The organism is Acidovorax sp. sif0632, assembly GCF_019218805.1.
Taxonomy (GTDB): Bacteria; Pseudomonadota; Gammaproteobacteria; order Burkholderiales; family Burkholderiaceae_C; genus Acidovorax; species Acidovorax facilis.
Genome location: NZ_JAHUWW010000003.1, coordinates 129,582 through 156,036, shown reverse-complemented (window position 1 = coordinate 156,036; position 26,455 = coordinate 129,582). Strand labels below are relative to the sequence as shown.

General features: G+C 63.0%; 20 protein-coding genes and 1 other annotated feature. Of the genes, 11 read left to right on the top strand and 9 right to left on the bottom strand.

Features of this window, described 5'->3' with window-relative positions; translation table 11 throughout:
* Positions 1–24: 24 nt before the first annotated feature.
* Positions 25–1,256 (top strand): IS3 family transposase gene (locus tag KW832_RS10635; RefSeq protein WP_218299874.1). Its coding sequence is split into 2 segments (ribosomal slippage): positions 25–313 and positions 313–1,256, totalling 1,233 coding nucleotides; the frame shifts between segments, so codons are not numbered across the junction.
* Positions 303–419: a sequence feature (AL1L pseudoknot), on the top strand. Its footprint overlaps the gene before it by 117 nt.
* Positions 1,257–1,449: 193 nt before the next feature.
* Here KW832_RS10635 and KW832_RS10630 read toward each other — a convergent pair.
* The 6 genes from KW832_RS10630 to KW832_RS10605 form a co-directional block, all read right to left on the bottom strand.
* Positions 1,450–1,905: a hypothetical protein gene (locus KW832_RS10630; RefSeq protein ID WP_218299873.1), complete on the bottom strand. Its 456-nt coding sequence runs from the start codon at positions 1,903–1,905 to the stop codon at positions 1,450–1,452.
* Positions 1,902–2,822, bottom strand: coding sequence for an RHS repeat-associated core domain-containing protein (locus KW832_RS10625; protein ID WP_218299872.1), 921 nt, complete (start codon positions 2,820–2,822; stop codon positions 1,902–1,904). Before KW832_RS10625 ends, KW832_RS10630 begins: the two co-directional genes overlap by 4 nt.
* A complete protein-coding gene (locus tag KW832_RS10620; RefSeq protein WP_218299871.1) occupies positions 2,819–6,349 on the bottom strand; it encodes a hypothetical protein in 3,531 nt (1,176 codons plus the stop codon). The genes KW832_RS10625 and KW832_RS10620 overlap by 4 nt, the downstream gene beginning before the upstream one ends.
* Before the next feature lie 470 nt (positions 6,350–6,819).
* Entirely contained in the window at positions 6,820–7,926 is a 1,107-nt protein-coding gene (locus tag KW832_RS10615; RefSeq protein WP_218299870.1) for a DUF72 domain-containing protein, read from the bottom strand.
* Between the two features lie 42 nt (positions 7,927–7,968).
* Positions 7,969–8,385, bottom strand: a complete 417-nt coding sequence (locus KW832_RS10610; protein WP_057224757.1) for a hypothetical protein — start codon at positions 8,383–8,385, stop codon at positions 7,969–7,971.
* Between the two features lie 232 nt (positions 8,386–8,617).
* On the bottom strand, positions 8,618–10,273 hold the full coding sequence (locus KW832_RS10605; protein ID WP_218299869.1) for an IPTL-CTERM sorting domain-containing protein: 1,656 nt from the start codon (positions 10,271–10,273) through the stop codon (positions 8,618–8,620).
* A gap of 376 nt (positions 10,274–10,649) precedes the next feature.
* Between KW832_RS10605 and KW832_RS10600 the strand changes: the two genes are divergently transcribed.
* The 3 genes from KW832_RS10600 (at position 10,650) to KW832_RS10590 (ending at position 15,178) form a co-directional block, all read left to right on the top strand.
* Positions 10,650–13,019 carry a Tex family protein gene (locus tag KW832_RS10600; protein WP_218299868.1) on the top strand — a complete coding sequence of 790 codons (2,370 nt, stop codon included), beginning with the start codon at positions 10,650–10,652 and terminating at the stop codon, positions 13,017–13,019.
* A gap of 81 nt (positions 13,020–13,100) precedes the next feature.
* The gene (locus KW832_RS10595; protein ID WP_055393979.1) at positions 13,101–13,928 is read left to right on the top strand and encodes an HDOD domain-containing protein; all 828 of its coding nucleotides are present in this window, start codon (positions 13,101–13,103) and stop codon (positions 13,926–13,928) included.
* A gap of 44 nt (positions 13,929–13,972) precedes the next feature.
* The gene (locus KW832_RS10590) at positions 13,973–15,178 is read left to right on the top strand and encodes a phospholipase (protein ID WP_218299867.1); all 1,206 of its coding nucleotides are present in this window, start codon (positions 13,973–13,975) and stop codon (positions 15,176–15,178) included.
* Between the two features lie 3 nt (positions 15,179–15,181).
* Here the strand turns inward: KW832_RS10590 and KW832_RS10585 are convergent, their stop codons facing one another.
* Together KW832_RS10585 and KW832_RS10580 are read right to left on the bottom strand one after the other, a co-directional pair.
* The gene (locus tag KW832_RS10585) at positions 15,182–18,091 is read right to left on the bottom strand and encodes an EAL domain-containing protein (protein WP_370628675.1); all 2,910 of its coding nucleotides are present in this window, start codon (positions 18,089–18,091) and stop codon (positions 15,182–15,184) included.
* 195 nt (positions 18,092–18,286) lie between these two features.
* Positions 18,287–19,423 carry an iron-containing alcohol dehydrogenase gene (locus tag KW832_RS10580; protein ID WP_218299866.1) on the bottom strand — a complete coding sequence of 379 codons (1,137 nt, stop codon included), beginning with the start codon at positions 19,421–19,423 and terminating at the stop codon, positions 18,287–18,289.
* A 97-nt stretch (positions 19,424–19,520) separates the two neighbouring features.
* Between KW832_RS10580 and KW832_RS10575 the strand changes: the two genes are divergently transcribed.
* From KW832_RS10575 to KW832_RS10565, 3 genes are all read left to right on the top strand, one after another.
* On the top strand, positions 19,521–20,390 hold the full coding sequence (locus tag KW832_RS10575) for a fumarylacetoacetate hydrolase (RefSeq protein ID WP_218299865.1): 870 nt from the start codon (positions 19,521–19,523) through the stop codon (positions 20,388–20,390).
* Between the two features lie 104 nt (positions 20,391–20,494).
* Positions 20,495–21,415, top strand: a complete 921-nt coding sequence (locus KW832_RS10570; protein WP_218300372.1) for an alpha/beta hydrolase — start codon at positions 20,495–20,497, stop codon at positions 21,413–21,415.
* Positions 21,416–21,422: 7 nt separating this feature from the next.
* Positions 21,423–22,280: a YbgC/FadM family acyl-CoA thioesterase gene (locus KW832_RS10565; RefSeq protein ID WP_218299864.1), complete on the top strand. Its 858-nt coding sequence runs from the start codon at positions 21,423–21,425 to the stop codon at positions 22,278–22,280.
* Between the two features lie 65 nt (positions 22,281–22,345).
* Here the strand turns inward: KW832_RS10565 and KW832_RS10560 are convergent, their stop codons facing one another.
* Positions 22,346–23,254: a folate-binding protein YgfZ gene (locus KW832_RS10560; RefSeq protein WP_218299863.1), complete on the bottom strand. Its 909-nt coding sequence runs from the start codon at positions 23,252–23,254 to the stop codon at positions 22,346–22,348.
* Between the two features lie 45 nt (positions 23,255–23,299).
* On the opposite strand from KW832_RS10560, the gene mltG reads away from it, so the two are divergent.
* The 4 genes from mltG to KW832_RS10540 are packed head-to-tail and all read left to right on the top strand — an operon-like array spanning position 23,300 to position 26,368.
* The gene (gene mltG / locus KW832_RS10555) at positions 23,300–24,286 is read left to right on the top strand and encodes an endolytic transglycosylase MltG (RefSeq protein WP_370628674.1); all 987 of its coding nucleotides are present in this window, start codon (positions 23,300–23,302) and stop codon (positions 24,284–24,286) included.
* Between the two features lie 20 nt (positions 24,287–24,306).
* Positions 24,307–24,984, top strand: coding sequence for a dTMP kinase (tmk, locus tag KW832_RS10550; RefSeq protein WP_218299861.1), 678 nt, complete (start codon positions 24,307–24,309; stop codon positions 24,982–24,984).
* Positions 24,981–25,991, top strand: a complete 1,011-nt coding sequence (locus tag KW832_RS10545) for a DNA polymerase III subunit delta' (RefSeq protein WP_218299860.1) — start codon at positions 24,981–24,983, stop codon at positions 25,989–25,991. The genes tmk and KW832_RS10545 overlap by 4 nt, the downstream gene beginning before the upstream one ends.
* A 17-nt stretch (positions 25,992–26,008) precedes the next feature.
* Complete coding sequence (locus KW832_RS10540) at positions 26,009–26,368, top strand: PilZ domain-containing protein (RefSeq protein ID WP_010465538.1); 360 nt, start codon at positions 26,009–26,011, stop codon at positions 26,366–26,368.
* Positions 26,369–26,455 lie beyond the last annotated feature (87 nt).

The following is a 26,455-nucleotide window of genomic DNA, read 5'->3' as shown; positions in this document are numbered from 1 at the left end:
TCAACACTCTGAGAGGATTGAGCCATGAAGAAGACGAACAAGTTCTCGCCTGAGGTGCGTGAGCGCGCGGTGAGGATGGTGCAGGAGCAGCGCGGGGAGTACCCATCCCTGTGGGCTGCCATCGAATCCATTGCCCCCAAGATTGGCTGCGTGCCGCAGACCCTGAACGAGTGGGTCAAGCGTGCCGAAGTTGATGCAGGCACGCGAGAAGGCGTCACCACAGCCGAAGCCCAGCGGGTCAAGGAGCTGGAGCGCGAGGTCAAAGAATTGCGCCGAGCCAACGAGATATTGAAGCTGGCCAGCGCGTTTTTCGCCCAGGCGGAGCTCGACCGCCGGCTCAAGTCTTGAGGGCCTTTATCGACCAGCAGCGCAATGCTTTCGGGGTCGAGCCGCTCTGCAAGGTCTTGCAGGTTGCCCCGTCAGCGTATCGGCGCCACGCCGCGCTGGTGCGCGAGCCTCACAAACGCTGCGCCAGAGCGAAACGCGACGAATTGCTGATGCCGCAGATTCAACGAGTCTGGCAGGCCAACATGCAGGTTTATGGCGCCGACAAGGTATGGCGGCAACTAGCGCGCGAAGGCGTGACCGTGGCCCGCTGCACGGTAGAGCGTCTGATGCGCAGCATGGGACTGCGTGGTGTGATGCGCGGCAAGGCCGTACGAACCACCGTCAGTGATGGCAAAGCACCATGTCCATTGGACCGGGTCAACCGGCAGTTCCGGGCCGAGAGGCCGAACCAGTTGTGGGTGAGCGACTTCACCTACGTTTCGACCTGGCAGGGTTGGTTGTATGTGGCCTTCGTCATCGACGTGTTTGCCAGGCGCATCGTTGGGTGGCGGGTGAGCAGCTCTATGCGCACGGACTTTGTTCTCGACGCCCTGGAGCAAGCCCTCTATGCCCGTCAGCCTGAGCGCGATGGCAGTTTGGTTTGTCACTCCGATAGAGGCTCGCAATACGTCAGCATTCGCTACACCGAGCGACTGGCGGAAGCTGGCATCGAGCCTTCGGTGGGCAGCAAGGGCGACAGCTACGACAACGCCCTGGCCGAGACCATCAACGGCCTGTACAAGGCCGAACTGATTCACCGCCGGGCTCCATGGAAAACCAAGGAAGCAGTCGAGTTCGCCACGCTCGAATGGGTATCGTGGTTCAACCACCATCGCCGGCTCGAACCCATCGGGTACATCCCGCCTGCTGAGGCTGAGGCAAACTACTACCGGCAACTCGCCAGTCAGGCCACTGTGGAAGTGGGCTGACTTAAACCAAACAGCCTCCGCAGAAACCGGGGCGATTCAGTACGCCGATGCAGGCGATGAAAGAGTGGTACCAGACCCACCCGCACCTGTTTCACAAGCGACCATATGATCGTACGGGATGCGACATTTATCCAATCGCCGTGTTGAATCTTAACTTGACCAGAATTCTGGCCACCTTCACGAAGCGCCCCTGCTAATCGGAACTTGATCCGACAAGAACTGTCGTGTTCTCATTTCCGAAGAAGGCGTATGCGAAGTCCCAAAAAACTGGGTATGCAGGATGCCCCACAGCAAACCAAAAACGCTTGATGGTCTTCGCTTGGCTAGCTAACTCCAAGATGCTACGTTCTAACTCCGTTAGCAAATCGTAAAGCTCGCTTGAATCCAGTACTGTTTTGGTTGGACCGGCTCCTGGGTCACCTGGATACCTTAGAAGTCCATTTATTTCGACGATGACATTTTCGGCGCTTATCGACTCGGCACCACCGATCTTCGTATCGCCACCCACAGCCGTACGAATGCAGACGTCAAGATCATCAGCATCAGCTGCCGTTGATAGCCGATAGAGCCGAAGGAAGACGGTGTAGTTGGTTGCATCGCGATTGAGCAGCCCCACAAGCCGGTCCAGCAAACTTTGAGTGAGCATCATGGATTTCTCGGAGTATTAGTCGGGAAGCCCGTGACTATGCGACCGCCTCGGCTGTTCGGTTCGACGATCACGGTGATGTCCACACCATCGCGCGTTCCTTGTACTTTAGTTCGGCCATTGGGTTGAGTGGTGCGCACCGAACCGGGATCGGTAGCAACATCAGAAACTTCGCCCTTGATCCTATCGTCAGACCAGTTTGAAGGAAACTCGCTCTTGCCCGGCTTCCCGGTGCCATTTCGATGACCTCCGCCCGCATTCGGTCCGTCTCCGTCCAGGATGTGTTGCTCTCCTTCAGGATCCAGAAGACTAGGTTTGTCTGTCCCCTCATTAAAAACCAACCCATAAGCCCGATCCAGCAATTCACTGGTGCGCTGTTTGAGCAAAGCCCCAGCCTGTTCCATCCGCGCTCGCTGCTCCGGTGTCAGGTGGTTCGCCGCTCCAACAAGTACTGCTGCAGTCACCAAGACTTTCAGAGCCAAAGTTGCAGACCTCCCATCCGGGTCCACATACTTGTAGGGGTTGTTGTTGGCATACGCATAGCGGTTGAAGCTGTGCGGGTTTTCCGGGACGATTCCCTGGGGATCAATCCCCGTAAAACGTCCTATCAGAGGGATGTAGTAGCGCCCCCCCATGTAGGTAATCCAGTTCGTCTGGTCGTACGGCTTGCCTGCAAACCACAGTTTGTTGTTGGCACCAGCGGCGGGAGCTCTCTGACGATGCCCGTAGGGCAAGTAGTTTTCCTTCCAGACGACGGCGCCATCGGCATCGGTGGCGATGGCGGGGCTGCCCAGGATGTCGTTGTGAAAGAACGTGATGGTGGTCTGGGCGCCAGCGCTGACCGCAAAGGCACCGAAGGCCAGCAGCAGGGCCAGGCGCGTCAGAAGACGCAACCAGAAGGAATGGAGCGTAGAGATCATTGTGCGGACTCCTTCTGGGCGATGCGCTTGCCGTTCAGGTAGATGTACTGGACCAGTCGGCGGGAGCCAGGGGAGTAATCTGCCAGCAGGTTGCCGTGGGCGCCGTGGAACTCATGCGTTGTGATGCCTGCCTGGATAACCTGGGTGCGCTTTTGGTCACCGTCGTAGGCGTATTGCACCCGAGTGGCGGCGGTTGAGCAGTTGATGCACTTGAGATTGGGAACGCTGTCGTACTCAAATGTTCGGGGGCCGCGCACGATGATGTTGCCCATGGCGTCGTATGAGTGATTTGCGGTGTTGCCTGGCGTTGCCGTCATGCTACTGAGCCGATTGCTGCTGTCGTAGTGGTAGGAAAGCCGCAATCCTGGAATGGTCTGCGTCGTGATATTTCCAGCGCCGTCGTAGGAAATACTTCCAGAACCTTGCGGTGTTCTCAGGCTGGTCAGGCGATCAAGATTGTCATATCCCAAGGTGCGATCATAAGTATCGTCGATGCTGTCCGAAATTTTGGTCAAGTTACCAACACCATCGTACGTAAATGAAGACCGGCTGTAGGCGGTGGATGACCGGACCGTAGAAAATGAACTGGGCCACAGGCGGGAGTTTTGGCTGTATTCCGAGGAAACGCCATTGGCATACATAATCCTGTTGACCTGGCCTGATGGCCAATAGCTGACACTGGTGATATACCCGGACACGGAAGTGGGGCGCCCGAGCGCATCCACGCCGTAGCGCACAGTTTCACCGGACAAGGGATAGGTAATGGAAGTTAGGTGGTCATTTTCGTTGTATCCATACCTGGCCGTCCAGGTCATTCCGTTGGCATTTAATGTTTCAGACTGGAGATTTCCGTTCCCATCGTAGGAAAAGCTGCGGGTAGCGTCTGTCGAGAATGTCCGCAGTAAACGGTGCCTGTTGTCATAGGTGTGGGTGACAGAAGGCGTGGCGCCTGTGTAATTGACAGTTCTCAGCCGATTCTGGTTGTCATAACTGTACGTGGTGGTGCCTGAAGATCCTACATTCTTGGATGTCATATTGCCCGCTGCATCCCGGCCGTAGGTTGTTGTGCCAGTTTCTGGATGGGTTGCGGAAATCATGTAGCCACTGCTGTTATAAGAGTAGCGCCTTGTTATCCCAGCCTGCTTTGCAGACGTAATGAGGTCTTTGCTGTTGCGGTCATAGTCCATGCTCGCGCTGGAATCAGGCGTCGTGATGGCCATCAGGAATTTTTTGTCAGGATCGCCATATGCGCGGTAGTAGTGAATGGTGGTATTGCCATTTTCATCGCGCACCGATTTGGAAGCAGATCCATAGTTGATGAATTTCGATGTTCCATCAGGGTTCCGGATTTGAGTCACCCGGTCCAAAATATCGTAGGAGTACGATGTGCCCGAGCTGCTGCCGGGGTTGGATATGAATGTAGTGCGCCCCAGTGCATCTGTGGAGTATGAGGTGCTGATACCCCCCCGGGTGACTGAAAATACTCTGCCGAAGGAGTTGTAGTTGATCGTTTCTGTCAGCGACCCACGTGTTGCCGTGCGGCTTCGGCTTGTGTAGCTGATGTTGACGTTATTGCCCTCTGGGTAGTCCACGGATGTGATTCTGTTCATGGAGTCATATCCATAGCGAGTTGTTTCACCCCCAATGCTTTCAGAGGTGACATTGCCAGCGCTGCTAACTTCTCGTGTTATCGAAATTCCTTCAGGCTGGCTTTCGTTTTGTGCAACACCACGGCTGTAGTTGGAATAACTATGCGTTAGCGACCTTGGGAAGGTGGCGCTGCTTACATTGCCGGCGCTATCGTAGGTTCGGCTGATCGATATACCATTTTTTGTTTCATTGGTCATGTTGCCGCTGCTATCGAAATCCCGCGTAATGGTATGGCCTGATGATGTTTCGTTTTGTGGCTGCCTGATGATCCACTTCGATGTATTTGTAAAGTAGCTGACGGTGGTTGTTCTGTCGCCACCCCTTGTGCCTGATTCGGTGATGGTGCGTGGGTTTCCATAGCTATCGAAATTGCTATAGGCAGTATCGTAGCTACCGCCGTCGCGAGTAATGGTTTTGCGTGTGAGCAAAGGTGCATTGGTTTCAAGATAATCGAATCTGGTCACAAATGCACCGGGGCGGACATAGGTTTCTGTGGAAATTCTCTGTCCACTCCAGGTGTATTGTTCAGTTTGTTCATCGCCAATGCGTTTCTGGATCAACAAACCAACCTTCCAGACGCTTCCAGCGCCAGCATAGTTGGGGCCTACATGCTTGTATGTTGTCGTTCCTTCTGGCGAGGTGACTCGAGTCGTATCCAGAGAGCTATTGCCTCCAGGGGAATAGTCGAATGACCAGCTTCCTCCTGTACTCATTGACTTGCGGCTCACGACATTGGATTTGCTGGCTGGATTGGACTGCGAGTCAAAAAATACAAAATCGTAGGTGTAGCTGATCGTCCCGCCTTGCGGTGTCGTAGCCGAGCGCATGAGATAGCTACCAGCAGTGGCACCATTGTTTTCTGAATAATCATATTCCCAGCTGTTGTTATCAGGCCTGGTGACGGTGCTTAGTTGATAGACGCCTGCGATGCCCGAGGGTTTGTACGAGTAATCGTAGGTTTGGCCGGAGCTGGTTATGCTGCTAATTCGCGCAGTTGTTTTTCCTGAGTCAATGTATGTAAAGGAAGCGGACCTTCCATCATTAGTAGTAATACTTCGAATTTCTGAACTGGAAGCTGATGCATAGCTAATGGTGATGTAGTTTCCATTGCGATCTGTGATTTTTTTGGCGTGCCATTCATACATTGGATTGGCGGTCGATCCCGGTCCCAATGCTTGGGTCATGTCATAAATCATCCCGTCGGGTGAGGTAATAACCAAGCCTGTCCCGCTGGTGCTGCACATGGCCTTCCATCGTTGCGTGGTAAGCATCAATGGAGAGCTTTGGCCAGTGAAGGTAAGCAACTGCCGACTGCCATCCGGGAGTTCTAGGATGGGGTTGTCTGAAACGGACTCAAGGTTCTGATTCAGGCAAGGGTATGAATTGCGAGACTTCAGAATGCGACCAAAATGCAGGGTCCACCCCAAGCCAATGCTCGTTCGGGGTTGTGTTGGATTGGCAGGATCTACACTGCTGCTGTTGTAAGAACGGACGATGGTTAAATCCATTCCACCGTTGCCAGGAATTCTGAGGTCGATATAGTGCCGCTGGAGTGCACCAGTAAACGGGTCAATATTTTCATTTTGGCTCTGATTGACAAATGCTCTGTTGGGCTGAATCCCCGGTTCTTTGTAAAAATCTGGAATAGCCTCTTGTGCATGTCCGATATTTGCTGTAGCAAATAACACGACCCACAGCCATTTTGTGGATTTATTTTTCAAAATTTCCTCCCGGTGATTGGTATTGTCTGGAAACTGCTGTTGATCAATGGGAACATCTATTACATTACCCGTGGTGAAAACCATCTCATCGGTCGCAGTAAGTATCATTTGCAAAAATACCCGGTGCTGTGGCGCACGCGCTGAAGTCGGTGCCAATTAGAAAATTCCTGTCAAGAGTTCGTAACTACCAACTCTGGTAGGTGTTGTTCGGCGACATTCAGGTTAGGTACCTATCGGCGCGAATGCCTGAGGTCTCGATGCAATTTGGCAAGCCCATCCCAAAAAGCCACCGGGCAATCGTGTGACGGTGCAGGGCCCTGTGGTTGGCCTGAGGGGATGCGATGGCTCTGCTCAAGGCCATTTGGTCGTTTGTTCACGTCAGCCCCTGCGGCCCGACGCCTGCGCCGTGCAGCTCGGCTTTTTTGGGCGCGCGCTGGTGAACACATACCATGCGTACTGTTCTAAAAATATGGACGAAAATCGGCCCTGGTGCTTCATAGATAAGCGCTGGCAGCTATGAATATGTGAGCTTCCCGCTTTCCGAGGATGCATACGGCATGGGTCTTGCCACCGTGCCCCCTGTGCCCATGCTCAAAGGCTTGGACGCCTCTGCGGCCGGTATGCAGTTAGCGTGGCGCTGCCGCCAGCACCGCAGCCACTTCGTCGGCCACACCGCGCACCGTCAGCGGCGCGCAGCCCTCGGCATGGTTGCTGATGGTCACAAAAGCGTTCTGCCCCCGGCGCGTGATGCCCGCAATTACGCTGGCCAGCTCGGCGCGGGTGGGCCGGTCGGGGTGGTGTAGGCGGTCGTAGGGGGCGTACAGGCGCTCCGCCTCTTCATAGCCATAGGGGCCATGCACCGGGTTCAGGTTCCAGCGGCACACCAGGGGGCTTGGCCACAGCGCGCGCAGCATGGGCAGCTGGGCCTGCAGCGGCGGCATCTTGGCGTGCAGGCCCAGGCAGTAGGTGGCGCCAGCTTCGCGCAGCACGGCGGCAAAGTCCGGGGTCAGCCATTCGGGGTCGCGCACTTCCACCGCAATCACCCCATCGGGCGCCGTGGGCGCGAGGGCTGGCAGGGCGAGCAGCATGGTGCGCAGGCGCTCCAGCAGCAGCGGCAGGCGGTCCAACTGCGCCAGCGGCAGCGGGCTGAGCTGGAACACCAGCGCACCCAGCTTGTGCCCCAGCCCTTGCAGGGCAGGTTCCACACACTCGCTGCGGGCCAGTTCGGGGCTCAAGAATGCTGGGTTGGCCTGGCGGCCCCGGCCGTCTTCGCTGCGCACCAGGGCGTCGGTCACCACACTTGGTGCCTTCACCACAAACCGGAAGTCGTCGGGCGCCTGCGAGGCGTAGCGTTCGTACTGGCTCACGGTGAGCGGCCGGTAAAAGCTGCGGTCAATGCTCACGGTGCGCATCAGCGGGTGCTGGGCATATACCGCCAGGCCTTGTTTGGACAGCTGCGCGTCGGAATGTTCACCCTCCCACACCAGGCCTTTCCAGCCGGGGTAGGTCCAGCTGGAGGTGCCCAGGCGCAACTGCCGGGGCAAGGCGGCGGCCAGGGCGGTGAGCGCATCGTCGTGCGCCATGGCGGTTACCTGGCTGGAGCGCTTGCGCGGGGCAGGCGGCGCGGCGTGTTCTGCGGCTTCGGGCGCATCGGCTTTGGTCGGCCGGGTGGAATGCCGCGAAGGCACAGGAGGTGTTGGGGCTTCGGGGCTGCCGAACAGGTCGTCTTGCATGCGGCGGGCAGGGCGGGTGGGCAAAGAGACGGATGCGCGGGGTCACAACCCCGAGAACAACCCGCCCTCGTTCAGCAGCTCGTACGTGATCTCCGGCCGCTGGTCCATGCCCTTCTTGATGGCTGCCGGAATCGCTTGGCGTGTCTTGCGGCACAGGCCGCGCTGCTCGTGGACCAGGATGGTGATGCCGCGCAGGGTGCGCACTTCGTTGGGGCTGGGGGCAATGGTCAGCCGCAGGCCCAGCTGCTGCTCCATGCGCTCCTGCAAACGCCGCAGGTCGCTCAGGCTGGTGATGTTCTCCAGCCGCTGCAGCAACTTCTTTTCTTCAGCCTGGGTGAGCTGCAGGATGCGTGCCTCCAGCACGGCATCGGGGGATTGCAGCAAGGCATCCCGGTCGCAGACACAGGCGCCCGGCGGGCATTCTGTGCGGATAGGGAAAGAGAGGGAAGGGGCATCCATGCAGGGGACTGGGGCTCGGTGGCCTGCGCATTTTAAGAGTGCCTGCGAAAAGTAGTGCTCTGTGACTTCGTTCTTGCGGAGCCCATACAGGGCCGTGGGTCTTGCTCGCCATGCACCGGTCTGGAGGAATGTGGTGTCGGCAGGCTTCGATACCACCGCCAGAAACGACTAGCGCGCCAGAAAGGCGCGCCAGTCGAGTCCCTGCCGATGCAGTTATTTCAAGCGAGGCAGATCAGCGGAGATTGCCCCGCTTGCGTTGCAGCCATACTGAGCCCAGGAGCGCCAAGCCCAGAAGCATCATGGCGTATTCGCTCAAGGTGGGGATGTTGCTGACGGGCGCTACGCCCCGGGCGATGGTGTAGAAAGCTCCGGTGGTGAAGTTCCCGTCACCCACACCCGCGCCCCCCAGAGGGGAGCCACCCGCGTTGATCGAATTGTCGTCAGTCACGTCCAGGCGCAATGTGCCGTTGCCTGTTCCAGTATTGACGGTCACGGTGTAGACGGCGCCTGCGCCACTGACGCCGGTGATGGAGGCGCCCGCAATGGTTCCGGTGCTTGTCAGAGCGAAGTCCGCCGCATCCACACCAGTGACCGGGGTGCTAAAGGTGACGGTGTAGTCCACCGACGCTGCTGCCGTCGGGTCCGCATCAGCGCGAACGATGGACTGCACGACCGGACAGCCGTCGGTACAGCCGCTCACTTCAAAGATGCCACCGCCTTCTGGAAGGCCTTCGATCACGACGCTGAAACGATAGCTACCCGTTTGCTGGATGCCCAGGAGGAATCGGACGTCGATGGAGGCACCCGCGGCCAAGGGTGTGCCCAAGGTCACGGCCCCGGCGGACAGGGTGGAGTTGAACCCGCCACCGTTGGGCTGCGAAGGCGGTTGCTCCAGCGTGGTGCCCTCGACGGTCACGTTGCTTGTGCCTGCGCCGCACGGTGCGCGGTCTACGGTGACTACCACGCTTGAAGACGTGCGGGGGCGCAGGTCAGCGGTACCCGACGGGGCGGGGAACGTCGTCAGATCGATGATTTTGAACCGCAGCCGCGTTAGATCGCCTCCACTCGTATTGGTGAAGGTCCGGCGGACGTCCAGCGTGCCAAAGGTGGAATTGTTGGCAGGGTCGCTCGTTAAGTCGCGCACCGAGTTGGGCGGTGTGGGCGGCGCAACGCAAGGGTCTAGCAAAGCAGGGCTGACAATGCTGCCGATAACCGGGCTGCTGAGGTTGGAGGGCGATGGTGCCCCGAGCCGCTGTCCTGCACCTGCCGAGGTCCCGTTGGTGTCTACAAAATAGAAATCGACGGCATTGTTGTTGGTGTCCAGCGCCACGCCGGTCGTCAGGCAGGCGGTGAAGGTCGTGATAGAGCCCTGTTTTCCACAGATGTCGCGGGTGAACGCGTAGTCGATGGAGAAGGGTGTCAAGGCAGGATAACCAGCGCCCTCCTTGTACAGCGTATTGGCTTCGGAAGTAGAGCCCACGGCATCCAGCCGGTTGGCCAGCAAGAACTCGGCGGGGGTATTGCTGCTGAACAACGCGATCCCTGCATTGTCCGGAATGTCCGTGACGTAGGTGGCATCGCCTGTGGCTGTCGTGCCATTGCCAGCGGGGTAGGCGCCGATGGAGTAGGCCACGCTGTTGACGCACAGGTAGTGCCCGTGGGCAGGGATGACGGTGCCGTTGGGGACGGAACACCGCAGCGTGCCATCAGAAGCTGCTACGCCGTACCCAGTGCCGGTACCGGTGGCGACCACGGCGAGTGGTGAAGCGGTTTCGTTGTAGAGCTTGATGAATTCGTCGTTGGCGCCGTTGGGTCCGCGCACCCGGAATTCCCCGATGATCAGTGCAGAGGCCTGGGGCGCTGCGACGCACAGCAGGATGAAGGCCATTGCACTAAAACGGCGACGCACCAAAACTTGAAAACCTCGAACCAGATATTCAAATCTCATAGATCCTCCGGCACAAAGTGCGTGGTTTGGGGCCGCAGGTGGATGTGTAAATGAGAAGGGAGGCTGTCTACCTGTTCACATACAAAAGCAACTTTTACGGGGCTTTTACAGAATGCGCCTTATCTGCGGCCCGCGCAATAGGTGCAGGCCAGAAGGCGTTCCGTTGCATTGCGGTCAGTCCGAGGCTTTTTGAATGCCGACCCGGCACGACCATCCGGGCTATTGCACCCGTACGCCCCCAAGTGCCTGTGGCAAACTCCCGCGCTTCGCGTTTTTGTTCGTTTGTTTGACCGAGTCTCAGAGAGTTTGCCCACACATGCAGCAGATCATCCGGCAGTTGGCCGCAGAAATCAGGGTTAGTGAACAGCAGGTGCGCGCAGCGGTGGAGCTGCTGGACGGGGGCGCCACAGTGCCCTTTATCGCGCGCTACCGCAAGGAAGTCACCGGTGGGCTGGACGATATCCAGCTGCGTGAACTGGAAGCCCGCCTGTCTTACCTGCGCGAGCTGGACGACCGCCGCGCTGCGGTGCTCAAGAGCATTGACGAGCAGGGCAAGCTGACCGATGCGCTGCGTGCTGCCATTGCCGCAGCTCCAACGAAGCAGGAGCTGGAAGACATCTACCTGCCGTTCAAGCAAAAGCGCCGCACCAAGGGCCAGATGGCCCGCGAGTTCGGCATCGAGCCGCTGGCTGACAAGCTCTTTGCCGACCCCACGCTGGACCCTGCCGTGGAGGCTGCCGCCTTCACCAAGCCGCCCGAGGTGCTGGACGATGGCAAGACGGGCGCGGACTTTTCGACCGTGCCCGCAGTGCTGGACGGCGTGCGCGACATCCTTTCCGAACGCTGGGCCGAAGACCCGGCACTGGTGCAAAACCTGCGCGAATGGCTGTGGGCCGAGGGGCTGCTGCGCAGCAAGAAGGTCGAGTCCAAGAACGAGAACGACCCCGAGGTTTCCAAGTTCCGCGACTACTTTGAATACGACGAACCCATCGGCCGCGTGCCTTCGCACCGCGCGCTGGCGGTGTTCCGGGGCCGGGGCCTGGAGATTCTGGAGGCCAAGCTGGTGCTGCCCGTGGAGCCCGAACCCGGCAAGCCCAGCATGGCCGAAGGCAAGATTGCCCTGCACCTGGGCTGGAGCCACCGGGGCCGCAAGGCCGATGACCTGATCCGCAAGTGTGTGGCCTGGACCTGGCGCGTGAAGCTCAGCCTTTCAACCGAGCGCGACCTGTTCGCCCGCCTGCGCGACGACGCTGAAAAGGTGGCGATCAAGGTGTTTGCCGACAACCTGCGCGACCTGCTGCTGGCCGCGCCGGCGGGGCCGCGTGTGGTGATGGGCCTGGACCCGGGCATCCGCACCGGTGTGAAGGTGGCCGTGGTGGATGCCACAGGCAAGCTGGTGGAAACCGCGACTGTCTACCCGCACGAGCCGCGCCGCGATTGGGAGGGCTCGCTGCACACCCTGGCCAAGCTGGCCGAGAAGCACGGCGTGAACCTGATTGCGATTGGCAACGGCACGGCCAGCCGCGAGACCGACAAGCTGGCCGCCGACCTGATCAAGCTGGCGGCCAAGGTGGACCGCGTGATTGAAAAGGTGGTGGTGAGCGAGGCCGGTGCTTCGGTCTACAGCGCCAGCGAATACGCCTCGCAAGAGATGCCCGATGTGGACGTGAGCCTGCGTGGCGCGGCATCCATCGCACGCCGCCTGCAGGACCCGCTGGCCGAACTGGTGAAGATCGACCCCAAGAGCATCGGCGTGGGCCAGTACCAGCACGACGTGAACCAGAGCGAGCTGGCCCGCACGCTGGGCACGGTGGTGGAAGACTGCGTGAACTCGGTGGGTGTGGACCTGAACACGGCCAGCGTGCCCTTGCTCAGCCGTGTGTCGGGCCTGTCGGGCAGCGTGGCCAAGGCGGTGGTGCGCTGGCGTGAGGCCAATGGCGCGTTCAAGAGCCGCAAGCAGCTGATGGACGTGGCGGGCCTGGGCGCCAAGACGTTTGAGCAGAGCGCGGGCTTCTTGCGCATCCGGGGGGGCGACAACCCCCTCGATATGACCGGCGTGCACCCCGAAACCTACCCCGTGGTCGAGCAGATCATGGAGAAGACGGGCAAGCCCGTGGCCGAGATCATGGGCCGCGCCGACATGCTCAAGACCTTGAAGCCCGAGCTGTTTGCCAACGAAAAATTCGGTGTGATCACCGTCAAGGACATCCTGGCCGAGCTGGAAAAGCCCGGCCGCGACCCGCGTCCGGACTTCAAGGTGGCGCGCTTCAACGATGGCGTGGAAGACATCAAGGATTTGAAGGAAGGCATGATCCTGGAAGGCACGGTGAGCAACGTGGCCCAGTTTGGCGCCTTCATCGACCTGGGCGTGCACCAGGATGGCCTGGTGCACGTGAGCCAGCTGGCGCACAAGTTTGTGAACGATGCGCGCGAAGTGGTCAAGACCGGCGACATCGTCAAGGTCAAGGTCATGGAGGTGGACGTGGAGCGCAAGCGCATCGGCCTGTCGATGAAGCTGGGCGATGCGCCACCACGCCAGGGCGGTGACCGGGGTGCACCCCGCGACAACCGTTTTGAGGGTGCTGGCCGGGGCTATGCACAACCCCAGCGCCGTGCGCCCGAGCCCCTGCAACAGTCGGCCATGGCGTCGGCATTTGCCAAGTTGCAACAGGCCAAGGGCCGTTGACGGATTGCGGCGGGATGGCCTGGGTTTGCGACAGGTTGGGGGCCATAATCGCCAGCAACCCCAACTCTGGTGCCTGACCCCATGGAGCTGAACGCACTGCTGGCCCAACCCGTAGCTCTGCCCAGCCTTCCGCGCACGGTGGCATTGCTGATGAGCGAGCTGGCGCATGAAGAGCCCAGCCTGCGGCGTCTGAACCAGCTTTTCGGCACCGACCCGGCCCTGGCCGGGCGGCTGCTGGAGCTGGCCAATTCCCACACCTTCCAGGTACCGCGCCAGATTGCCGGCATCCCCGAAGCACTGGCGCTGCTGGGTATTGCCCAGGTTCGCACACTGGTTACGTCGGCGCCGCTGGGCACTGCGTCGCGCTCGGTGCCGGGCGTGCACATGCAGCAGTTCTGGCGCTACAGCCTCAACACGGCCAAGCTGGCACGGTCGCTGGCGGGCATCGTGCACCAGAACCAGACCGCTGCGTACACCACCGGCCTGCTGCACGCGCTGGGCGAGCTGGTGATTCACCTGGCCGACCCGGACAAAGCCCAGTCGGTGAACACACTGGTGGCCCCGTTTGACCTGCGGCGCGGCAAGATCGAGCAGCGCATCTTTGGCTACTGCTATGGCCATGTGACGGCCGGGCTGGCACGCCGCTGGCGTTTGCCCGAGGTGGTGGTGGATGCCCTGCACCACCAGAGCGCGCCGTTTGACAACAATGCCTACGAGCCCCTGGCGGGTGTGATCCACCTGGCGTCCTGGCGCGCCCGGGCGCGTGAGGCAGAACTGGGCGAAAAGGAACTGGCCGTGTCGTTCCCCGGCGAAGTGGGTTTGGCCCTGGGGCTGGACATCGACATGGTGCTGCAGCAAGACCCTATCGACTGGACTGCGAAGCCTGAGGCTGCTGATTACGTGGTGTGAGAGCTGGTTTTGAGCCGCCTTGCGGCTTTGCGAAAATGCCGCCCATGAAAGCCCTGCGCATCCATGCCGGCCCCCGCGCCCGCCAACACCTTGAAAACCACGGGCTGCAGCCCGGCGATGTGGGCGTGATCCCTGCGGCGGCAGGGGGCCCCAAGGGCCTGATCCTGGGTCCGCTGGACCGTTTTATCTTTGGGGAGTGGCTGCCCCAGTCCAGCCAGCCGGTGCATCTGGTGGGCGCCTCGATCGGCGCCTGGCGCATGGCCACGGCCTGCCTGCAGCAATCGGTGGCGGCTTTCGAGCGGCTGGAGCACGACTACATCCACCAGCACTACGACCTGCCGCCGGGCAAGAAGCGCCCCACGGCCGCGCATGTGAGCGAGCGGTTTGGGCAGAACCTGCAGGCGTTCTATGGTGGGCGCATCGACGAGGTGCTGAGCCACCCGCGCTACCGCCTGCACATCGTCACCTCGCGCGGGCGGCACCTGCTAGGGCGCGAGCACCGCGTGGCCACGCCGCTGGGCTATCTGGGCGCGTTTCTGACGAACACGGTGCACCGCAAGGCGATGGGGGCGTGGCTGGAGCGAGTGGTGTTCTCCTCGTCCGATGCAGCCACGGCCGATGGTGTTGGTGTGAGCGTGGGTGCTGCGTGCGCTGCATTGCCGTTTGGCACCTCGGACTACCGCACGCGGCAGGTGCTGCTGCACGGCGGCAACTTCATGCCAGCGCTGCAAGCCAGCTGCTCGATCCCGTTTGTGCTGCAGGCCGTGCACAACATTCCGGGTGCGCCCCGTGGAGCGTATTGGGACGGGGGCATCACCGACTACCACCTGCACCTGGCCTACGGCCAACAATCACAGAATGCTATTGAATTAATAGCTGGCAGCGCTTATCCAACAAGCGCTGGCGGCCAAAAACCCTCAGATTCTGGCCCGACTGCCTCGCCCGGCCTGGTGCTGTACCCGCATTTCCAGCACCAGGTGGTGCCCGGCTGGCTGGACAAGGGACTCAAGTGGCGCCACCGTTCCACCCCGGCGCTGGACAACATGGTGGTGCTGTCGCCCAGCCCCGACTGGGTGCGCTCCTTGCCCAACGCCAAGCTGCCCGACCGCAACGATTTCACCCACTACGGCACCGACAGCGCCGCGCGCGCCAAGGCCTGGCTTGCGGCTACGCGGGCCAGCCAGCAGCTGGTGGACGAGTGGCAGGCGTGGCTGGCGCGGCCCGACATGAACGCAGTGCAACCGCTGTAGTACTCAGGTTGAGGCAGGCCGCCGCGCCGCCTCCTGCACCGCCCGGGCCGCATGGCGAGCAGCGTGCTCCCGGGCCCAGGTCAGCACCTCGTGCGCAGGCATGGGCCGAGCAATGCCAAAGCCCTGGGCGCGCTCGCAGCCCAGCTCCAGCAGCTTGGCGCATTGCTCGGCGGTTTCTACGCCCTCGGCCACCACATGCCGGTGAAAGGCGGCGGCCAACGCGACGATGGCGCTCACGAGCGTGAGGTCGTCGCCGTCTTCCAGAATGCCGCGCACGAACGACTGGTCGATCTTGATGGTTTCAGCGGGCAGGCGCTTCAGGTAAGACAGCGAGGAGAAGCCGGTGCCGAAGTCGTCCAGCGCAAAACGCACGCCCAGCGCCTGGCAGCTTTGCATCATGTGGCGCATGTACTGCATGTCTTGCAAGGCTGCAGATTCGAGGATTTCCAGCTCCAGGCGGGTGGGCGACACCTCGGGGCAGGTGTGCAGGATGTCCTTGAGCCGCTCCACAAAATTGGCCCGGTGAAAGTGGGGCGCGGAGATGTTCACGCTCACCTCCCACAGCATGCCGGCGTCCGTCCACTGCCGCATCTGTGCCAGGGCCTGGCGCAGCACCCATTCGCCCACTTCCACCTCCAGCTCGGCATCCTCGATCAGGGGCAACACATGCTGCGGGCCCAGCAGGCCCTGCTCGGGGTGTTGCCAGCGCAGCAGGGCCTCCAGCCCCAGGATTTCGCCGGTGCGCAGGTTCACCTTGGGCTGGTAGTGCAGCACGAGCTCGCCCGCGTGCAGCGCCTGGGCCACGCGGGTCTGGCGCGTGTGCTGGGTCTGCACGGCGTGGTCCAGCTGCACGTCGAACACATGCATCTGGTTGCGGCCGAAGCCCTTGGCCTGGCACATGGCCTGGTCGGCGTGGCGCAGCAGGGTGTCGGGGTTGGCGTCGTCTTGCGGAAACACGGCCACGCCCACACTCACGGTGGTGTGCAGCACGCGGTCGTCGATGGCGTAGGGGGCGGCCAGCTGCTGCATGAGCACGTCCACACGCGCCTCGATGGCGGGCACGTCGGGCAGCTCGCCCAGAAGCAGCACAAACTCATCGCCCCCCATGCGCGCCACGGCGTCCTGTGGCGTGATGAAGGCGCCCAGGCGCCGCGCGGTTTCCTTGAGCAGGCGGTCGCCCACGCGGTTGCCGTGGGCGTCGTTCACGGTCTGGAAATGGTCCAGGTCGAGCATGCACACCGCCAGCAGCAGCCCTTTTTGCCGCGCCACGAAGATGGCATGGGTCAGCCGCTCGGCCAGGGCGGCGCGGTTGTACAACCCGGTGAGCGGATCGTGCCGTGCGTGCCATGAAATCTGGTGGCGCAGGTTGCGGGTTTCGGTCACGTCGCGGAACACCAGCACGCAGCCTGCGGCCGTGCCATCGCCCTGGCGGATTGCTGACGCGGTGTACTCGATGGCGTAGCGTTCGCCTGAGCGGTGGATCAGCACCTCGTGCGTGACCGGCTGCAGGGCGCCGGGCACGGTGTCCCGCTCGGCCGCAGAACTGGCGTTGCGGCTGGCAAGCTCTTCATACAGGCGAAACACGTCGTCCAGCTGCCGCCCCAGCGCCTGGTCGGCGGTGAAGCCGGTCATGAGCTGTGCGGCCTCGTTGATGGTTTCGATGCAGCCCGAGGGGTCGGTGGTGATCACCCCGTCGCCGATGGAGGCAAGCGTGACCTCGGCGCGTTCCTTCTCGGCGCGCAGGGCCTCCTGTGCGCGTTTGCGTTCGGTCACATCCACCAGGGTGCCAATGGTGCCGGCCAGCGTGCCCCGGGTGGTGGTGAATGGGGCCTCGTAGTAGGCCATGTGCCTTGGGGGCTGGTGGTTGGCGGGGTGCACGCGGATCTCATTGTCCTGCGCCTGGGCGATCTGGGTGGAGCGCTCGGGCGACAGCTCCTGGGGATACGCGGGTGGCGAGGCCTGAGCGTTGCCAGCACCGGCAGGGGCATGAAAAAGCCGCTGCCAGGCACAGTTGACTTCGAGGGTGACACCCTTCGCATCCCGCACGAACACCGGCAGGGGCAGGGCGTCGATCAGCTGGCGTGTGAAGTGCAGTTGTTCGCTTTGCTGCTGCTGGGTTTCGCGCAGCGACAGCACCAGCGACTGGACCTTGCCCGCCATGTCATTGAAGGTGGCCGCCATGGCGCGCGATTCGAGCGTGCCCGTCACCTCCATGCGCGTGTCCAGGCGGCCCTGGCGGAACGCATCGGTGGCTTCTGCCAGGCGGCGCAGCATGCGGGCATTGGCCCGCAGCAGCAGGGTGAGCAGCAGCAGGATGGTGAAAATGTTGAGGGCCGAGATGCGCAACTGCACCACCACCGTGCTCCAGACCTGGCCGACGAGGGGGGCCGCCTGCAGCGTCACCGTCAGGCGCCCGGAGGCCCCGCCGCTGGACAACGCCTGGCTGAACTGCTGCGAGGGCGGTGCAATGTTGACCCATTGGGCAAACCAGTCTGGCGCGGTGGCGGGCAGGCGGGGCGCCCGGGCTTCGGTGGCGGGCTCGTTGTCCACCTGCCATTTCAGCGAATGGATGCCCGGCCCGAAGCTGGCAATCCCTTCGCTGAGCAGCGTGGCCTGGGCCTGGCGGTCCGAGGCGGGCAGGGCCGCCAGCGACGGCAGCAGCGCATCGCCAGCACGGCGCAGTTCGGTGGCGGCATGGCGGCGCACCTCGTCGGTTTCTGTGGCCACCAGGTAGTGGTAGCGCACCGTGCTGACCAGCACGATGATCAGCACGATAGGCACATACAGCCGGGGATAGGTGCCCCGCAGGAGCCAGGTGCTGAGATTTCCGGTGCGCATCGACAGTGGCCCTCCCCCCAGGGCCTGATCAAAGTCTCCGGGCAGCGCCAGAACGACATTGAACTGGCTCTCCACCAGGGTAATGAATTGTTAATTAATTGTTGACGAGTCGGAGTCTAGCGCGTAGTGAATCGCGTGAGATGGGTTTGGACAGCGCAATCCCGCAGGAGCGGTCACGGCAGGAAGGCTTCTATGTGCGTTGGAGGCGGCGGCACACCAGGTGCTGTGGCGCCGCCGCAGGGAGATCACCAATACGCTTTGGGCAGGCTCTTACAGCGACTGCGCCAGCATGTCGCGGTATTCCTCGGGCGTGGCAATGCGCGGGTTGGTCTTGTGGCAGTGGTCGGCCATGGCGCCCTTGATGATGTCGTCGAACAGGGCTTCGGTCACCCCCATGGCCGCCAGGCCCGTGGGCAGGCCCAGGCGGGCGTTCATGTCGCGGATGGCTTCGGGGATGTCGCCCGCGCTGGCCAGGCCCATGGCGTGTGCCATGCGTTCCAGGCGCTTTTCCTTTTGCACCGATTCGGCCGTAGCGTTAAAGCGCACCACGGCGGGCAGGAACATGGCGTTGAGCGTGCCGTGGTGCAGGCGCGGGTTCACGCCGCCCAGGCTGTGGCTGAGCGAGTGCACCGCGCCCAGGCCCTTCTGGAAGGCCATGGCGCCCTGCATGCTGGCGCTCATCATGTGCAGGCGCGCGTCGCGGTCGCTGCCGTTTTTGGTGGCCTGCTCGATGTTCGCCCAGCCGCGTGTGAGGCCATCCAGCGCGATGCCGTCAGCGGGCGGGTTGAACGCGGCGGACATGAAGGTTTCCATGCAGTGTGCAATCGCATCCATGCCCGTAGCGGCAGTGAGCATGGGGGGCAGGCCCAGCGTGAGTTCGGGGTCGCAGATGGCCGTCTTGGGCACCAGGTGCCACGAGTGAAAGCCCAGCTTGCGGTGGTCATCCACGATGATGATGGCGCCTCGCGCCACCTCGCTGCCCGTGCCGCTGGTGGTGGGCACGGCGATCAGCGGTGCGGCGCGCTCGGTGATGCGGGGTGAGCCGCCTTCGATGGTGGCGTAGTGGGTGAGGGGACCTTCGTGCGTGGCGGCAATCGCAATGCCCTTGGCGCAGTCGATGGCCGAGCCACCGCCCACGGCGATCAGGCCATCGCAGCCCTGGGCCTTGTACATTGCAACGGCGGCGCGCACGGCGGTTTCGGTGGGGTTCGACGGCGTCTGGTCAAACACCGCCACGGTCATGCCAGGCAGCGCGTCCAGCGCCTTTTGCAGCACGCCTGCGGCCTTCACGCCAGGGTCTGTCACGATCAGCGGACGTGTGATGCCCACACGCTCGCACTCTTGTTTCAGCAGCTTGACGGCGCCGAATTCAAACTGGATCTGGGTGACGTAGTAGATGAAAGCCATGGTGCAACAGAATGTGTGAATGGGAGTGCCAGCGATTACGATAGCTCGCCAGCCCTTGAAACGAGTTCTGAGCTCACTTTATAAGGAGGAGACACGCGTGAAAACGAAGCAAACCCTGATGGCGGCCCTGGTAGCCGTCGCATCTGTGACAAGCGCCCAGGCCCAGTGCCTGACCGATGCGCAGGCCGCCGACCTGGTGGCCAACTATGTCGCCAAAACCCCCGCCGCCAACCCCGAGAACCTCACTGACGCCGACGGCGCCTGCACACGCGGCAAGGTCAACGCATTGCTGGCACAGCGCATGGGCAAGGTGATTGGCTACAAGGCGGGCCTCACCAACCCCGCTGTGCAAAAGCGCTTCAACACCGACAAACCCGTGTGGGGCAAGCTCTACGAAGGCATGGTGCTGCCCAGCGGCGCCACGGTGGATGCGGCCTTCGGTGCCCGCCCACTGTACGAGGCCGACATGCTGGTGCGCGTGAAAAGCGCCGCCATCAACCAGGCCAAGACCCCCATGGACGTGCTGGATGCCGTGGACCAGATCATCCCGTTCATGGAATTGCCCGACCTGATGGTGCAGGCGCCGCCCAAGCTCAATGGCGCAGGCGTGACGGCCATCAACGTGGGCGCGCGCCTGGGCGTGGCGGGTACGCCCATTGCTGTGCCAGCCTATCGCGGCGAGCGTTTGGCCATGCTGAAGGCGCTGGCCGACATGAACGTGTCGCTGACCGATGGCGCGGGCGCGCGCCTGGGCGGTGGCAAGGGCAGCGACATCCTGGAGCATCCGCTCAATGCGGTGGTATGGCTGGCGGGCGCGTTGGCGCAAGAAGGCCTGGCCATGCAGCCGGGCGATCTGATCAGCCTGGGCTCATTCTCGCCCCTGCTGCCGCCCAAGGCCGGTTTGTCGGTGACGGCCACCTACGACGGCCTGCCCGGCGCCGCACCGGTGCGCGTGACCTTCAAGTAAGCCACCGATGAGCGGCCCGCCGCCGTGCGGGCCGTTTTCTTTTTTTGCCGAGACCCCAACCGTTGACCGACCTGCACATCCACCACACCCGTCTCACCCCCCAGATGCGCAGCGTGCTTGAACGCATGGCGCGCGCGGGGCACCCACCGCTGCACACGCGCACGCCGCAGGAGGCACGCATCGCCTACCAGGCGGGCGCGGATGTGCTGGAGGTGCCCAAGGCCGCACTGGCGCGGGTGGAGGACCTGCAGATCCCGGCCCGCGACGGCGCCATGCTGCCCGCACGGCTGTACGCGCCCAGCACCGACAAGGGCTTGCCCGTGCTGCTGTACACGCACGGCGGCGGCTTCACCATTGGCAACATCGCCACGCACGACATTCTGTGCCGCGAGCTGGCGCGTCTGGCGGGTTGCATGGTGGTGTCGCTGGACTACCGGCTGGCGCCGGAGCACCGCTTTCCCACGGCCAGCAACGATGCGTGGGATGCGCTGCAGTGGCTGGCTGCCAACGCCGAGCGCCTGGGTGCCGACCCGCAGCGCCTGGCCGTTGGGGGCGACAGCGCGGGGGGCACGCTGGCCGCGGTCAACGCCATTCTGGCGCGCGATGCGGGCCTGCCGCTGGCGCTGCAACTGCTGATCTACCCGGGCTGCGCCGCCCATCAAGACACGCCATCTCACGCGCTGTTCGCGCGCGGCCTGGTGCTGGAAGAGCCTGCCATCAGCTGGTTCTTCGGCAACTACGTGCAAAGCCGCGCCGAGCGCGAAGACTGGCGCTTTGCCCCGCTGCATGCGCCGGATGTCGATGGTGTGGCCCCCGCCTGGATCGGTCTGGCGGAGTGTGACCCGCTGGTGGATGAAGGCATTGAGTACGCCGACAAATTGCGCCTGGCCGGTGTGCCCGTAGATCTGGACATCTACCGGGGCGTGACCCACGAATTCATCAAGATGGGCCGCGCCATCCCCGAGGCGCGCAAGGCCCATGCCGACGCAGCCCGGGCGCTGCGATTGGCCTTTGGAATGGAGTGAAGACAACATGCAACGCAACGAATTCCGCTGTTTCCACCGCCTGCGCGTGCGCTGGGCCGAGGTGGACATGCAAAAGATCGTGTTCAACGCGCACTACCTCATGTACATCGACACGGCCATGAGCGACTACTGGCGCGCGCTGGGTTTGCCTTACGAGGCGAGCATGCATGTACTGGGCGGTGAGATGTATGTGAAGAAGGCCACGGTGGAATACCACGCCTCTGCGCGGCTCGATGACACGCTGGATGTGGGCCTGCGCTGCACGCGCATCGGCAACTCATCCTGCCTGTTCACGGCGGGCATTTTCTGTGGCGACCGGTTGCTGATCTCGGCCGAACTGGTCTATGTGTTTGCCGACCCGGCCACGCAGACCTCGCGCCCGGTGCCACCCGCGCTGCGCGCCATCTTCGAGGGCTTTGAGGCCGGTGCCGACATGGCCGAGGTGCGCACGGGCGACTGGAACACGCTGGGCCGCGATGCAGGCCGTGTGCGCACGGAGGTGTTTGTGCACGAGCAGGGCATTCCCGCCGAAATCGAAGCCGATGTGCACGACATCTCGGCCCGCCATGCCGTGCTCTACAACCGGCTGGGAATGCCCATTGCTGCGGGCCGTTTGCTGCAGCAGTCACCGGGTGTGGGCCGCATCGGCCGCATGGCCGTGGACCGCTCGGTGCGTGGTGCGCAGTGGGGGCTGCAGTTGCTGGATGCGCTGGTCGCCGCCGCCCGCGCCCGGGGCGACACGGAGGTGCAATTGCACGCCCAGCGCAGCGCTGAGGGCTTTTACCGCCGCGCCGGTTTCTCCGTGGTAGGTGAGCCTTACGAAGAGGCTGGCATCGCGCACATTGCGATGGCGCAGCGGTTGTAGTCGATTTTGCTATTAAAAAATGAGCTGTTTGCGCTTGATGGATAAGCGCTGGAGCCCATTTTTATTCAAATATCTTTGAGCAGCGCGTAGGGCAGCGGCAGCAGGGCCAACGCTACGCCGTCCGTGGCACCCACCTGCAGGCTGCCTTCCTGCGCGGCGCTGATCTGCAGCGACACGATGGTGTCGAATCCGCCGCCCGGTGCAGAAGCCACCTGCACCACGGTGCCGCAGGGCTGCTCCAGGTCTGCCGTGTTGAACACTTCGGCTCCCACTGCCACTTCGGCTGGCGCATGGGCGATGTAGGCCCGGCGCTTGAGCGTGCCCCGGAACTGGCTGCGCGCAACCACTTCCTGGCCGGGGTAGCAGCCCTTCTTGAAGTTCACGCCACCCAGGGATTCATAGTTCAGCATCTGGGGCACAAAGGCCTCGACCACGGGCGTGGTCAGGGTTGCCACGCCGCTCTTCACCTCGCTCCAAAGCCACAGCGCGGCGTCCAGCGCGGGGCCTGCGGGGGCCGGGTCAACGGCCGGGGCCACCCACAGGGCGCGGGGCTGGCCATCGGCGGGGTACAGGTGGACCACCGACGCGGTGCCGATATCGGCCTTGGTCCAGGCGGGCTGGCTGCCGTCGGGCACGGTGTCTCCGGCCAGACCGTACAGGGCAAAGTCGTTGGTGGCGTCGGTCAGCTTGGCCTTTGCGCGCAATACAAACATCGACAGGCGCTTGAGCGTGGGGGGCAGCAGGTCGCGGCTGCACACCAGCAGCACCTCGGTAGCGCTGCGCTTGAAGCCGATGAAGCTGGCCTGCATGCGGCCCTTGGCCGACAAAAAGGCTGCGAGGCGGGCCTGGTCCATGCCGAGCAGGGCGAAATCCTGGGTGAGCTGGCCGTGCAGAAACTTGGCGGCGTCTTCGCCTTCCACGCGAATCACGCCCAGGTGGGACAGGGGGGTAATGCCGTTCAGGGGGTAAGTCATCGCTGAATTATGATGCCCGCTCCCATTCATACAGGTATCAGGGTTGTGCGACGTTTACTGGCTTTGATCGTGTTGGTTCTGATCGCATCCGGTGGTGCGGCTTTTTGGTGGCTGCACCAGCCGCTGGTGACCGGCAGCGAGCCTCTGGAGCTGGCCATCGAGCCCGGCACCACACCCCGGGGCGTCGCCCGCGATGTGGTGGCTGCTGGCGCGCGCGTGGATGCCCGCATGCTCTACGCTTGGTTCCGCTTCTCGGGGCAGGACCGTGCCATCAAGGCCGGCAACTATGAAATCCCCCCTGGCACCACGCCCCGCAGCCTGCTGCAAAAGCTGGTGCGCGGCGAAGAGAGCCTGCGCGCCATCACCCTGGTCGAAGGCTGGAACTGGCGCCAGGTGCGCCAGGCGCTGGCCAAGGAAGATCAGCTCAAGCGCGACGTTGCCACGCTGACCGACGAAGCGCTGATGGCCCAGCTGGGCCGCCCCGGTGTGCCACCCGAGGGGCGCTTCTTTCCGGACACCTACACCTACGCCAAAGGCTCCAGCGACATCGCTGTGTTGCGCCGGGCGATGCATGCCATGGACCGCCGCCTCGAAGCCGCCTGGGCGCAGCGCTCGGCGGACACGCCCCTCAAGTCCGCCGAAGAGGCCCTGATTCTGGCCAGCATTGTGGAGAAGGAAACGGGCAAGGCCAGCGACCGGGGCCAGATTGCGGGCGTGTTTGCCAACCGGCTGCGCGTGGGCATGCTGCTGCAGACCGACCCCACGGTGATCTACGGCCTGGGCGAGAAGTTTGATGGCAACCTGCGCCGCCGCGACTTGCAGACGGACACGCCCTGGAACACCTACACCCGCGCAGGCCTGCCGCCCACTCCCATTGCCATGCCCGGCAAGGCGTCGCTGCTGGCCGCCGTGCAGCCGGACGCCACGCGCGCCCTGTACTTTGTGGCCAAGGGCGATGGCGCCAGCCACTTCAGCACGTCGCTGGAGGAGCACAACCGTGCCGTCAACCGCTACCAACGCGGCCAGCAGTAGATTCTTCCACCAAGGTTTTCATGTCACGACCCGGTCTGTTCATCACCTTTGAAGGCATCGACGGTGCGGGCAAGTCCTCGCACATCGAGGGGTTGGCCACTGCCTTTCGGGCACAGGGCCGTGCTGTCACCGTCAGCCGCGAGCCAGGCGGCACGCCGCTGGCCGAAAAACTGCGCGAGATGGTCCTCAACGACCCGATGGATGCGCTCACCGAGTCCCTACTGATCTTTGCGGCCCGCCGGGATCACCTGCGCAATGTGATCGAGCCCGCCCTGGCGCGGGGCGACGTGGTGCTGTGCGACCGCTTCACCGATGCCACCTTTGCCTACCAGGGCGCGGGGCGCGGTTTTGATCTTGGTGTGCTATCAGTATTGGAGCGTCTTGCGCAGACTGGACTTGCGCCAGAGGCAGATTTGATGCGTGAACCCGATTTGACGGTGTGGTTTGACCTAGCGCCCGAGGTGGCGGCCGAACGCCTGGCCGGTGCGCGTGTGCCCGACCGCTTCGAGGCCCAGCCCGTCGAGTTCTTCCGCCGCGTGGCGCAGGGCTATGCCGACCGCGCCGCTGCAGCGCCGCAGCGCTTTGCACGCCTGGACGCGGCCCAAGACCGCCACCGCGTGTGGCAGCAGCTCACCAGCGTGTTTGTGCGCAAGGGGTGGCTGGCGATCATGGTGGCGTCCCAGGGGGGGCCGCAATGAGCGAGGCCACAGTGGCATTGGCGCCGTGGATTGCCGCGCAGCGCACCAGCCTGCTGGCCCAGCGCGGCCACGCGTGGTTGTTGCAGGGGCCATCGGGCCTGGGCCAGTACGCCTTGGGGTTGGAGCTGGTGCGGGCCTGGCTGTGCGATGCGCCCACAGAGCAGGGCGCGTGCGGCCAATGCAGCAGTTGCCACGCCATCGACGTGCGCACCCACGCCGATCTGTGTGTGCTGATGCCCGAGGTGCAGATGATGGCGCTGGGCTGGCCCTTGTCGGAAAAGGCCCAGGCGGACATCGACGACAAGAAGCGCAAGCCCAGCCGCGAGATCCGCGTGGAAGCCATGCGCGATGCGGTGGAGTTCTCGCAGCGCACCTCGGCGCGCGGCAAAGGCAAGGCAGTGCTGGTGTACCCGGCCGAGCAAATGAACCACATCACGGCCAATGCCTTGCTCAAGACCCTGGAGGAGCCGCCGGGTGACGTGCGCTTTGTACTCGCTAGCGAGGCGGCGCACCAATTGCTGCCCACCATTCGCAGCCGCTGCCTGGGCCACACCATGGTCTGGCCCGCACAGGACCAGATGCTGCAGTGGCTGCAAGGGCAGGGCATCGCTGCGGATGCCGCTGTGTCGTTTTTGCGGGCCGCAGGCGGGCGGCCCGACGATGCGTTGGCACTGGCGCGCTCGGGCCGAAGTCCACAAGCCTGGTCGGCCTTGCCGCAGGCGGTGGCCAAGGGCGATGTGACTGCCTTGGGAGACTGGTCGCCCGCGCAGGTGATCGACGCACTGCAAAAACTCTGCCATGACCTGCTGGCGGCCAGCGTAGGCGGCGCGCCGCGCTACTTTGCACCCGCAGACCTGCCCAAGGCGGTGCCGCCGTTAGGTGCTCTGACCCGCTGGTCGCGCGCACTGGCCAAGGCTGCACGCACGGCGGACCATCCTTTCAATGCTGGCCTCATGCTGGAGGCGCTTGTCGCCCAGGCGCGAAACACCCTACACTCCAAGCACTGAGCCGCACCCATCCATCCATGAGCAGTCCATCCACCGCCCCCCGCCCCAGCGTCATGCAGCTGGCCATCAAGGAAAAGGGGGCCCTGTACGCGGCCTACATTCCCTTTTTTGCCGAAGGGGGCATTTTTGTTCCCACCCAGCGGGACTACAAGCTGGGCGATGATGTCTATGTGCTGCTCACGCTGCCGGACGACACGCAGCGCTATCCGGTGGCGGGGCGCGTGGCATGGGTCACGCCAGCCCGGGCTGCGGGCAACCGCACCCAGGGCGTCGGCATCCAGTTTCCCAAGGACGAAAAGTCGCGCCAGCTCAAGGCCAAGATCGAGGAGCTGCTGGGCACATCCCTGGGGTCCGACCGGCCCACCCAGACCATCTGAGTTTGGCGCCGCCACCGTGCCGACCTGCGCAGGCTGGTCGGCATTTTTTATGGGCGCCCACGACGAGGGAGCGGATGGCGTATCTTT

Coding starts and splice junctions, on each gene's coding strand:
- KW832_RS10545 (WP_218299860.1), top strand. CDS start 24,981: ATGAGCGAGGCCACAGTGGCATTGGCGCCGTGGATTGCCGCGCAGCGC.
- KW832_RS10540 (WP_010465538.1), top strand. CDS start 26,009: ATGAGCAGTCCATCCACCGCCCCCCGCCCCAGCGTCATGCAGCTGGCC.
- KW832_RS10615 (WP_218299870.1), bottom strand. CDS start 7,926: ATGCAAGACGACCTGTTCGGCAGCCCCGAAGCCCCAACACCTCCTGTG.
- KW832_RS10560 (WP_218299863.1), bottom strand. CDS start 23,254: ATGACTTACCCCCTGAACGGCATTACCCCCCTGTCCCACCTGGGCGTG.
- KW832_RS10630 (WP_218299873.1), bottom strand. CDS start 1,905: ATGATGCTCACTCAAAGTTTGCTGGACCGGCTTGTGGGGCTGCTCAAT.
- KW832_RS10605 (WP_218299869.1), bottom strand. CDS start 10,273: ATGGCCTTCATCCTGCTGTGCGTCGCAGCGCCCCAGGCCTCTGCACTG.
- tmk (WP_218299861.1), top strand. CDS start 24,307: ATGTCACGACCCGGTCTGTTCATCACCTTTGAAGGCATCGACGGTGCG.
- KW832_RS10570 (WP_218300372.1), top strand. CDS start 20,495: ATGCGCAGCGTGCTTGAACGCATGGCGCGCGCGGGGCACCCACCGCTG.
- KW832_RS10600 (WP_218299868.1), top strand. CDS start 10,650: ATGCAGCAGATCATCCGGCAGTTGGCCGCAGAAATCAGGGTTAGTGAA.
- KW832_RS10595 (WP_055393979.1), top strand. CDS start 13,101: ATGGAGCTGAACGCACTGCTGGCCCAACCCGTAGCTCTGCCCAGCCTT.
- KW832_RS10625 (WP_218299872.1), bottom strand. CDS start 2,822: ATGATCTCTACGCTCCATTCCTTCTGGTTGCGTCTTCTGACGCGCCTG.
- KW832_RS10580 (WP_218299866.1), bottom strand. CDS start 19,423: ATGGCTTTCATCTACTACGTCACCCAGATCCAGTTTGAATTCGGCGCC.
- KW832_RS10590 (WP_218299867.1), top strand. CDS start 13,973: ATGAAAGCCCTGCGCATCCATGCCGGCCCCCGCGCCCGCCAACACCTT.
- KW832_RS10610 (WP_057224757.1), bottom strand. CDS start 8,385: ATGGATGCCCCTTCCCTCTCTTTCCCTATCCGCACAGAATGCCCGCCG.
- KW832_RS10565 (WP_218299864.1), top strand. CDS start 21,423: ATGCAACGCAACGAATTCCGCTGTTTCCACCGCCTGCGCGTGCGCTGG.